General features: G+C 66.9%; 11 protein-coding genes and 1 riboswitch. Of the genes, 1 reads left to right on the top strand and 10 read right to left on the bottom strand.

The window, feature by feature from the left end:
- Position 1: 1 nt before the first annotated feature.
- From gcvP to ACHAA3_RS12895, 10 genes are all read right to left on the bottom strand, one after another.
- Positions 2-2,866 carry an aminomethyl-transferring glycine dehydrogenase gene (gene gcvP / locus ACHAA3_RS12940; protein ID WP_435709436.1) on the bottom strand — a complete coding sequence of 955 codons (2,865 nt, stop codon included), beginning with the start codon at positions 2,864-2,866 and terminating at the stop codon, positions 2-4.
- Between the two features lie 89 nt (positions 2,867-2,955).
- Positions 2,956-3,057, bottom strand: a riboswitch (glycine riboswitch).
- Between the two features lie 74 nt (positions 3,058-3,131).
- Positions 3,132-3,722, bottom strand: coding sequence for a MerR family transcriptional regulator (locus tag ACHAA3_RS12935; protein WP_435709435.1), 591 nt, complete (start codon positions 3,720-3,722; stop codon positions 3,132-3,134).
- A gap of 173 nt (positions 3,723-3,895) precedes the next feature.
- On the bottom strand, positions 3,896-4,357 hold the full coding sequence (locus ACHAA3_RS12930; protein WP_435709434.1) for a bifunctional nuclease family protein: 462 nt from the start codon (positions 4,355-4,357) through the stop codon (positions 3,896-3,898).
- A gap of 1 nt (position 4,358) precedes the next feature.
- Positions 4,359-5,075: a transcriptional regulator FtsR gene (ftsR, locus tag ACHAA3_RS12925; RefSeq protein WP_435709433.1), complete on the bottom strand. Its 717-nt coding sequence runs from the start codon at positions 5,073-5,075 to the stop codon at positions 4,359-4,361.
- Positions 5,072-5,506, bottom strand: coding sequence for an FHA domain-containing protein (locus ACHAA3_RS12920; RefSeq protein ID WP_435709432.1), 435 nt, complete (start codon positions 5,504-5,506; stop codon positions 5,072-5,074). The genes ftsR and ACHAA3_RS12920 overlap by 4 nt, the downstream gene beginning before the upstream one ends.
- 129 nt (positions 5,507-5,635) lie before the next feature.
- Positions 5,636-6,013, bottom strand: coding sequence for a glycine cleavage system protein GcvH (gene gcvH / locus ACHAA3_RS12915; protein ID WP_435709431.1), 378 nt, complete (start codon positions 6,011-6,013; stop codon positions 5,636-5,638).
- Positions 6,014-6,054: 41 nt separating this feature from the next.
- Complete coding sequence (locus ACHAA3_RS12910) at positions 6,055-6,738, bottom strand: DUF881 domain-containing protein (RefSeq protein ID WP_435709430.1); 684 nt, start codon at positions 6,736-6,738, stop codon at positions 6,055-6,057.
- Positions 6,731-7,063 carry a small basic family protein gene (locus ACHAA3_RS12905; protein ID WP_435709429.1) on the bottom strand — a complete coding sequence of 111 codons (333 nt, stop codon included), beginning with the start codon at positions 7,061-7,063 and terminating at the stop codon, positions 6,731-6,733. Before ACHAA3_RS12905 ends, ACHAA3_RS12910 begins: the two co-directional genes overlap by 8 nt.
- Positions 7,060-7,848: a DUF881 domain-containing protein gene (locus tag ACHAA3_RS12900; protein ID WP_435709428.1), complete on the bottom strand. Its 789-nt coding sequence runs from the start codon at positions 7,846-7,848 to the stop codon at positions 7,060-7,062. Before ACHAA3_RS12900 ends, ACHAA3_RS12905 begins: the two co-directional genes overlap by 4 nt.
- On the bottom strand, positions 7,845-8,420 hold the full coding sequence (locus ACHAA3_RS12895) for a CDP-alcohol phosphatidyltransferase family protein (RefSeq protein ID WP_435709427.1): 576 nt from the start codon (positions 8,418-8,420) through the stop codon (positions 7,845-7,847). The genes ACHAA3_RS12900 and ACHAA3_RS12895 overlap by 4 nt, the downstream gene beginning before the upstream one ends.
- 276 nt (positions 8,421-8,696) lie before the next feature.
- Here ACHAA3_RS12895 and ACHAA3_RS12890 point away from each other — a divergent pair, with 276 nt between their 5' ends.
- Positions 8,697-9,314 carry a superoxide dismutase gene (locus ACHAA3_RS12890; RefSeq protein ID WP_435709426.1) on the top strand — a complete coding sequence of 206 codons (618 nt, stop codon included), beginning with the start codon at positions 8,697-8,699 and terminating at the stop codon, positions 9,312-9,314.
- Positions 9,315-9,558: the final 244 nt, after the last annotated feature.

Here is a 9,558-nt window from a genome sequence, read left to right as displayed (position 1 = left end):
CCTAGTCGGCGAAGGCCTCGATCGGGGGGCACGAGCAGGCTAGGTTGCGATCGCCGTAGGCTTGGTCGACGCGTCCGATCGGCGGCCAGTACTTGTCGTCGGTCGTGCCAGCGGGGAACACTCCCGTCGCGATGTCGTAGGGATGCGACCAGTCCAGCAGCTCACGAGCCGCGTGTGGCGCGCTCGTCAGTGGGTTGTCCTCGCGATCCAGGGCACCGGACTCGACTTGGTCGATCTCGGCCCGGATCGCGAGCATCGCCTCGCAGAACCGGTCCAGCTCGGCCAGGTCCTCGGACTCGGTCGGCTCGACCATCAGCGTGCCTGCGACCGGGAAGCTCATGGTGGGCGCGTGGAATCCGTAGTCGATCAGCCGCTTGGCCACGTCGTCGATCGTGACGCCCGAGGCCTTCGTCAACGGTCGGATGTCGAGGATGCACTCGTGCGCGACCAGATCGTGCTCGCCGGTGTAGAGCACCGGGAACGCGTCCTGGAGACGCCGTGCGATGTAGTTGGCGGACAGCACGGCGACCGAGGTCGCATCGGTCAGTCCGTCAGCACCCATCATCGCGATGTACGCGTACGGGATCGGAAGGATTCCCGCCGAGCCGTACGGGGCTGCGCTGATCGCCCCGATGCCGTCGCGCTGTGCCTCGACCGGGTGCAGGGGATGCGACGGAAGGAACGGGACCAAGTGCTCGGCCACCGCGACCGGCCCGACACCGGGGCCACCGCCACCGTGCGGGATGCAGAAGGTCTTGTGCAGGTTCAGGTGGGACACGTCGCCGCCGAAGACACCGGGCTCGGCGTGGCCGAGCAGGGCGTTGAGGTTCGCGCCGTCGACGTACACCTGTCCCCCGTGCTCGTGCACGATCTCGCACAGCTCGGAGATGCCGTGCTCGTAGACGCCGTGCGTCGACGGGTAGGTGACCATGACGGCGGCGAGGTCCTCGGCGTGCTTCTCGCACTGGGCGCGCAGGTCGTCGAGATCGACCTCGCCCTGCTCGGTCGACTTGACCAACGCCACGCTCATGCCGGCCATGACCGCCGACGCCGCGTTGGTGCCGTGTGCCGACGTGGGGATCAGGCAGACGTCGCGGCCCTGGTCGTCTCGGCTGTGGTGGTAGGCACGGATCGCCAGCAGGCCTGCGAGCTCACCCTGGGAACCGGCGTTCGGCTGAATCGAGACGCCCGCGTAGCCGGTGACCTCGGCCAGCCAACCCTCCAGGGTCTGGACCAGCTCGATCATGCCCGCGGCATCGGCGGCCGGCACGAATGGGTGCAGCTCGGCGAAGCCGGGGTAGCTGATCGGCTCCATCTCCGCGGTGGCATTGAGCTTCATGGTGCACGAGCCCAGCGGGATCATGCCCCGATCGAGCGCGTAGTCACGATCGCTGAGCTTGCGCAGGTAGCGCAGCAGCTGCGTCTCGGAGCGGTGCTCGTGAAACACCGGATGAGTCAAGATCTCCTCGGTGCGCAGCAGGTCGGTCGGCAATGACACCGTCACGTCCCCCTCACCCACGGCGTCGACCTCGAACGCACCCCAGACCGCCACGAGGTCCTGGTACGTGGTGGCCTCGTGGGTCGAGATGCCCACCTGGTCGGCATCGATGTGCCGCAGGTGGACCCCCGCGGCACGCGCCGCGGCGATGATCTGGTCGGCTCGACCCGGAACCCGAGCCAGGATCGTGTCGAAGAACTCGCCCTCGGCGATCTCCACTCCCCCGCCCCGCAGGCCGTCAGCGAGCTGGGCCGCGCGCCCCGCGACGTGCTGGGCGATCCGGCGCAGGCCGTCCGCACCGTGATACACCGCGTACATGGAGGCCGTCACGGCCAGGAGCACCTGGGCCGTGCAGATGTTCGACGTGGCCTTCTCGCGTCGAATGTGCTGCTCGCGGGTCTGCAGCGCCAGACGGTAGGCCGGCCGGCCGGCCGAGTCCACGGAGACGCCCACGAGTCGACCCGGTAGGTGCCGCTCCAGGCCCTCGCGGACGGCCATGAAGCCCGCATGCGGGCCACCGTAGAACATCGGGACGCCGAATCGCTGGCTCGAGCCCACCACGACATCGGCCCCCAGGGAGCCGGGTGAGGCCAACAGCACCAGGGCCAGCGGATCGCTGACCGCCACGGCGAGGCCACCCGCGGCGTGCGCTGCCTCGATGGCGGGCTGCGGATCGACGATACGTCCATCGCTGCGCGGATAGGCCACGATCACGCCGGCCATGTCGACATCGGGCACACCGTCGATGAGGTTGGCCTGGTGCAGGTCGATCTGCAGCGCCTCGGCCCGTGTCGTGATGACTGCCAGCGTCTGCGGGTGCAGACCGGCATCGATCACGATCGGGCGCAGGTCCTTGCCCCGCGCCGCTCGGCGAATCAGCGTCATCGCCTCGGCCACCGCGGTGCCCTCGTCCAGCAGGGACGAGTTCGACGTCGGGACCCCGGTCAGGTCGGCGATCATCGTCTGGAAGTTCAGCATCGCCTCCAGCCGTCCCTGCGAGATCTCCGGTTGGTAGGGCGTGTACGCGGTGTACCAGGCCGGATCCTCCAGCACGTTGCGACGGATGACCGCCGGCGTGATCGTGGGGTGGTAGCCCAGTCCGATCATCGACACACCTGGGTTGTTGCGACCGGCCAGGTCGCGCAGTCCGGCCAGCACCTCGGTCTCCGTGCGGGGGGCCGGCAGGGACAGGGGCGCGCTGCTGCGGATACCGGAGGGCACGGCAGCCTGCATGAGGGCATCGAGCGAGTCGAAACCGACGGTGCGCAGCATCGCCGCCTGGTCCGAGGCCGTGGGGCCGATGTGTCGATCGACGAAACGGTCACCCGAGAACGTGGGGCGCGGGTCAGGTGTGGACTGAGTGCTCATGGGGCAGGGACTCCCGGATCGTGGGTCGCGGACGATGTCCCTCCCCTTCTGTCACGACCAGCCGCGTGGGCCGCTCATTCCAGAAGTGCCTCGATCGCGTGGTCCGTGTGCCTGAGAGGTTCCGGGGAGGAATTGCCCCTTCGGCGCCGCCCAGGAGATCACACCTGATCGAACTCTCCCACGCGCTGTCGACAGCTCTGTCAGCCTAGCAGTGGCCGACCGTGTGCACCGGGACGTGATCAGGCGCCGGCAGCGCTGAACAGAATCAGGCGCCGGCGGCGCGGGCCGCGCGGCGAGCCGCCAGCTCGTCGTTGGCGTCGGGCGCACCATCGATGGTCGCCCGTTCGCTCGGGAGCTCGTGCAGCGAACCCTCGATCTCCTTCCAGACACCACCCACCGCGATGCCGAAGACGCCCTGACCGCCCTGCAGGAGGTCGATGACCTCGTCGGCGGAGCGGCACTCGTAGACCGTGGCGCCGTCGCTCATGAGCGTGACCTGAGTGAGGTCATCGGTGCCGCGGGTCCGCAGGTGATCGATCGCCACCCGGATCTGCTGGAGCGAGACGCCCGCGTCGAGCAGACGCTTGATGATCTTGAGCAGCAGGATGTCCTTGAACGAGTACAGGCGCTGCGTGCCCGATCCGGTGGCCGACCGCACGGTGGGTTCGACCAGCTGGGTGCGAGCCCAGTAGTCGAGCTGGCGGTAGGTGATGCCAGCCGCGGCGCAGGCGGTGGGACCGCGGTATCCGGCGTCGGCGGGCAACGGCGAGACATCGTCGTTGAACAGCAGACCCTGGTCGCCGGCTTGGGCAACCGCGTCCGTCGTGTCGACGGACTGGTCGGGTGACTCGTTCATGACTGGCCTTCCAGTAACTGGTGAGGGGAAGACTACCGTCACGAAACTACATTCGTGTACATCCCGGCAGTTCTCTCAAGGTAGAGGTGAGAGTTCTCTGGGTCAACGACCGTCGGCGTGTCTGAGAGACGAATAAGTCTCAAGTCGTCATCAAGAGTTGAGGGTAGGCCGTCTCAACCGAAGTCTTCGGGGTCGATCTGGTCCAGAAATTCGCGGAACTTCTCGATCTCGGCGTCCTCTTCGCGCCCCGACTCGATGCCTGCCGCGTCCAGCACGTCCTCAGCACACACGATGCGTGCACCCGACCGCAGGGCCAGGGCGATCGAGTCCGACGGCCTGGCGTCGACGTCGGCTCCCGACGCGAAGTGCAGCAGGGCATGGAAGACGCCCTCGTTGACCTCGGTGATGCGGACCTCGTCCAGCTCGTCGCCGAGTGCGTCGATGATGCGTTCCATCAGCTGGTGGGTGACCGGCCGGAGCGTCGGTTCCCCCTCCTGCGCGATGGCGATGGCCGACGCCTCCACCGCCCCGATCCAGATGGGAAGGTATCGATTGCCTTCGGTCTCGCGCAGCAGGACCAGCGGCTGGTTGGTGGGTTGCTCCACCCGGACGCCCACCACCTCGACCTCGCGCACGTCAGCCTCGCAGGCGGCGACGCACTAGCACGGAGTGCAGGGCCACCGACAGGGACGCCAAGGACGTGATGGCGCGATCGGCGCCGTCGCGGTCGTCGACACGCGAGCGAGGCGTGAGGACCTGATCGAACAGCGCGACCTCGCGCTCGGCCGACGCGACGAACATCTTCAGATGGCGTGGCTCGAGTCCGAGCTCGGCGAAGCGTCCCACCAGGGCGGCGACATGCAGGTCGTCACCGTCGAAGTAGGCCGAGGGGCTTCGCCGCACGATCAGGCCGAACTCCTCGATCGAGGACAGCGTGGCGTCATCGATCTCCGCCTTCTCGATCAGATCCTCGCGGGTCAGACGGACCTGGCTGCGCGGACCGGAGAAGTCCTGGGCCGAAGGCAGGTCGTCGGCGACCAGGGAGAGGTCGGGAACCCGGATCCCGGGGACCTCCGTCTCGGGCACCCGGCCGTGATCCATGTCGTCGAGCACCTGGCGGATGTGGTTGAGCGGCCAGAAGCGATCGCGCTGCTGCCGCAGGATGAAACGCAACCGCTCGACATCGGCGAACGAGAACTTGCGATAGCCCGACGCAGTGCGCTCGGGCTCGAGCAGACCTTCACGCTCGAGGTAGCGGATCTTGGTGATCGTCAGATCGCTGAACTCCGGATGGAGCTCCTCGAGAACCTTGCCGATGCCGAGCCGCGCCAGCTCGGGCACGGGTTGGGTCATACCGATGAGCCTGCGAAGTAGATGAGCCGGTACTTGCCGATCTGGACCTCGTCGCCGCCGGACAGCTCGACCTGACCGTCGATGCGATCGCGGCTGACGTACGTGCCGTTCAGGCTACCGAGGTCGGTGACCGTGTAGCCACGGCCGGACCGGGCAAAGGTGGCGTGACGGCGCGAGACGCTGATGTCGTCGAGGAAGATGTCGCTCTGGGCGTGCCGACCCACGGTGACCGAGTCCTGATCGAGCAGGAATCGTGCCCCGGCATCGGGGCCGCGCTGCACCAGCAGCATGGCGCTGCCCGCAGGCAGGTTCTCGACCGCCGACACGTCCGAGGCAGACATCTCCTCGGTGTCGGCATCGATGATCGGGATATGCGTCGTGTGCTCGACGCCCCCGTCCGGGTCTCGTGGGTCTGGCCCAGTGTCCGACATCGTTGCCATCTCCCTGTTCGTCCTGATCCCGTGTTCTGGTCCTGCGTTCTGGTCCCGCTCAACTGGGTGCTGGCGGACACGCGGTGACCTGAGCCAACCTATCAGCGGGCCAGGGTCCCCGAGAAGACCTCAGCCCTGCGTCAGACCCGCGTAGGCCTCGGCGGTGATCAGCTGCTCGGTCGGGTCGTCGTCAGTGGGACGGATCTTGACCAGCCAGCCCTCGCCATAGGGATCGCCATTGATGACTTCGGGGGCGTCGTCCAGCGACTCGTTGCGGGCCACGACCTCACCATTGATCGGGGAGAAGACGTCGCTGACGGACTTGGTCGACTCCAGCTCACCGACCACCGATCCGGCGGCGACGGTCTCTCCGACATCGGGGAGCTGGACGTAGACGATGTCGCCGAGCTGTTCCTGCGCGAAGTCCGTGATGCCGACGATCGCGATGTCATCGTCGAGTCGCACCCATTCGTGCTCTTCGCTGTAGTGCAGGTCCTCAGGAATCACCGGATGTCTCCTCGTCGATGGGGTGGTGTCGATGGGCTGGCTCAGGAATCGGGTTGAGCGTACTCCGGCTCGCGCACATCAGCCAGAGCGGTGATGGTGAGGCTGTCGCTGCGCGTGACGCTGACCTCTCCCCCACGTCGCTCGATGGTGTCAGAGAGTCCACCGATGATCTGGGTGGCCGTGGCCATGGTCTCCGTGTCGCCGATTGCCTCGATGACGTAGGGAGGCTGCACGTCGCGGCCGCCGACCCTGATCCCCTGAGCCGTGTCGATCAGATAGGTCTGCCCCACGACCCGGGCGGTGCCGTTGATCACGATCGCCTCTGCTCCGGCATTGCGCAGCTCCTCGACCGCGTCGAGCAGAGCGCCGGCATCGACGCCGCCCTCGGGATCTGAGATCGTCACCACGACACCGGGGCCGGTGGCCGGCGCCGTCCCCGCCAAGATGGCCAGGGCGTCGGCCTGGGCACGCGCCTGCTCCTGCGCCGCAGCGGACTGCTTGGAGTTGTCGAGCAGGTCGTCGCGGGTCGAGGTCAGCTCGTTGATCTGGCGGTCGAGCCGCTGATTGGCGGCGTCGAGCGATCGGAGCAGCTCGACGAGGTCGGTGCTGCGCGCGTTCTCGTAGTCGTCGTTGGGCTCGCCTCGCACCTGCACGGTGATGGCGAGCGCCAGTGCGCCCAGCAGCACCGCCACGACCACCTGGGACAGGCGCTTGCGGTCACGCATGGAAGATCCTCCGTCTGATGGCCGCGGCGTTGGCGAAGATGCGGATGCCGAGCACCACGACCACACCGGTCGACAGCTGCGATCCGACCCCGAGCTGGTCACCGAGGAACACCATGAAGGCGGCGATGACCACGTTGGACACGAACGAGACGACGAAGACACGATCGTTGAAGCGCCGTTCGCCCAGAGCCCGCAGTGCACCCACGACGGCGTCGAGGGCCGCGATCACCGCGATCGGCAGGTAGGGCTGCAGAGCAACGGGCACGGTGGGTTGCAGCAGGAGTCCTACGGTGACTCCGATGACCAGGCCGAGGACAGGGATCATGGATCCACCTGCGCTGCCTCGGCGTGCAGCAGCCGCTGGCGCTCGTCGCCGATCGCGTCGAGCTGCAGGTCCGAGCTCGAGGCGATGTCGTACCCCAGCCCGTTGACCTCGCTGCGTCGCTGCAGCGCACGTCCGAGTCGGCTCTCGGTGAACCGCTCACGCACCGTCTGCACGTCGCCGATCGCCTGCACCTCGTACGGAGGGCTGATCGAGACGTAGTTGACGGTCACGGCCGATCCGGCGGTGCGGATGGACGACAACGTCCCGATGCGCTGACCGTTGACGGAGATCGCCTCGACACCTGCGAACCACAGCGCGTTGACCACGGTCTGCAGGTCTGAATCGGTGATGTCCCCTGAACCGCCGTCGGACGCTGCCGGCGTGAGCGTGATCTGCAGCCCCGGCCCCGTGACCGGAACGCTGGCCGTGCGGATACCGAGGTCGACCCGATCTGGATCTGTGGTTCCGGCGGCGGCGCTGAGGTCGCGGACCTGCACCTGCAACGCCTCGACCGTGTCGCGGCGATCAGCACTGACAGCTCGTCGCACCGAGACGTCCTCGGCCAGAGCACGCTGCTCGCGCTGGGTCGAGGGCCGATCCGTGGCGGTCTGCACCGCAGTGATCGTGACCATGAGAGCGAAGACGGCGAAGGCGGCGCCGGTGAGCATCGTGTTGAACGATCGCGAGGGTTGAGGCTGACCGGCGCGGACGACGTAGTAGTCGTCGTCGAGTGCCGTGTCGGCGATCTGGTCCAGCAGGCCCTCGGCTCGATGCGGGCCGTTCATGCACGAACGCGTTCGGTCGTCGTCATCAGACGTCTGACCTGTAGGGCGTAGAGCACCCCGCCCCACCAGTACAGGCTCACTCCCCACACGGTGAAGGCCCAGCCGAACACGTTGGCGAGATCAGCGACGGTTCCGTCGGCATCGCCCAGCAGCAGCAGCGGGAAGGCGTAGAGCAGGCTCGCCGTCGCGGCCTTGCCCAGGAAGTGCACGGGCAAGGAGCTGTACCCGCGGGTACGCAGGAATGGCACCAGGCAGAACAGGAAGACGTCGCGCAGCGGAAGAATGATCGCGAGCCACCACGGGATGATGTCGCGCACGCTGAGACCGATCACCACGGCCAGGATGTAGAACCGGTCGGCCACGGGATCGAGGATCGCGCCGATCTTGGACATCTGGTTGAGACTGCGGGCCAGCTTGCCGTCGAGGTAGTCGGTGACACCGGACACCATCAGCACGACCAGCGCCAGCTCGTCCCACTGAGGTCCCAGAACCAACCACAAGAACACCGGTACCAGCAGCAGTCGCACGAAGCTCAGCGCATTGGGGACAGTGAGGATCCGTTCAGATGCCACGCTTCACCTCCTGCCTGCAATCACCGACATGTCCTGAACAGACTAGGACATGCCACCCACCGTCCCGGACGTACCGCGCGGAGCGTGACGTGCCTGACAGCAGGAAGCGGATGCGGCCAACAGCGCAGAGCGGATGCGACCAACAGCACGAAGCGGATGCGACCAACAGCACAGCCCGCCCTTGCGGCGCTCCATCGGGCTGGCAGGATGGTTGGTGAACGCACGAAGTCAGATCATCCCGGGGCACGTGGTGTGCCCCTGTCCACAGGAGGACACGTGGCCGATTACACCCTTCCGGAACTTTCCTACGACTATGGCGCTCTCGACCCGCACATCTCGGGCAAGATCATGGAGCTGCACCACACCAAGCACCACCAGAACTACGTCAACGGGCTCAACACCGCGTTGGAGAAGCTCGACGAGGCTCGCGCTGGTGGGTCGTACGACACGATCAACCTGCTCGAGAAGAACCTGGCGTTCAACCTCGGCGGCCACATCAACCACTCGATCTTCTGGAAGAACCTCTCCCCCGAGGGCGGTGACAAGCCCACCGGTGACCTCGAGGCCGCGATCGACGACAACTTCGGTTCTTTCGACGCCTACCGTGCGCAGTTCGAGGCAACCGCCCTCGGCATCCAGGGTTCCGGCTGGGCGATCACCGCGTGGGACACGCTGGGCCAGAAGCTCGTGATCGTGCAGCTGTACGACCAGCAGAGCAACATCCCCGCGACGCTGATCCCGGTGTCGCAGCTCGACATGTGGGAGCACGCCTTCTACCTGGACTACCTCAACGTCAAGGGCGACTACGTCAAGGCGTTCTGGAACATCGCCAACTGGGCCGACGCCCAGGAGCGCTTCACCGCTGCCACCAGCGGCGGCCAGATCATCTTCTGATCTGACGCTCGATCACGAACGGCGCTCACCCCTCGGGGTGGGCGCCGTTCGTGCGTGGCCCCCACCTTTGGTCTCCGGCTTCGCCGGGCTGGTGACGAACCGGCAGCCGGTGGGGCGGTGGTTTAGCGTCCTATCACCAGCCTCGAAAGGCGTCTAAGTCACCGTCACCTGTGACGGTCGTGGCCTATGCGGGTCACGGGACTGGAGAGGCCTGTGTGGTGCCCGACATTGCGCCCTGAGCCGT

This window comes from Aeromicrobium sp. CF3.5 (assembly GCF_051262695.1).
Classification (GTDB): domain Bacteria; phylum Actinomycetota; class Actinomycetes; order Propionibacteriales; family Nocardioidaceae; genus Aeromicrobium.
This window is presented reverse-complemented; position numbering and strand designations above follow the sequence as displayed.

Excerpts from the sequence above, each read along its gene's own strand:
- gcvP (WP_435709436.1), bottom strand. The coding sequence starts at position 2,866 with ATGAGCACTCAGTCCACACCTGACCCGCGCCCCACGTTCTCGGGTGAC.
- ACHAA3_RS12935 (WP_435709435.1), bottom strand. The coding sequence starts at position 3,722 with ATGAACGAGTCACCCGACCAGTCCGTCGACACGACGGACGCGGTTGCC.
- ftsR (WP_435709433.1), bottom strand. The coding sequence starts at position 5,075 with ATGACCCAACCCGTGCCCGAGCTGGCGCGGCTCGGCATCGGCAAGGTT.
- ACHAA3_RS12920 (WP_435709432.1), bottom strand. The coding sequence starts at position 5,506 with ATGTCGGACACTGGGCCAGACCCACGAGACCCGGACGGGGGCGTCGAG.
- ACHAA3_RS12910 (WP_435709430.1), bottom strand. The coding sequence starts at position 6,738 with ATGCGTGACCGCAAGCGCCTGTCCCAGGTGGTCGTGGCGGTGCTGCTG.
- ACHAA3_RS12905 (WP_435709429.1), bottom strand. The coding sequence starts at position 7,063 with ATGATCCCTGTCCTCGGCCTGGTCATCGGAGTCACCGTAGGACTCCTG.
- ACHAA3_RS12900 (WP_435709428.1), bottom strand. The coding sequence starts at position 7,848 with ATGAACGGCCCGCATCGAGCCGAGGGCCTGCTGGACCAGATCGCCGAC.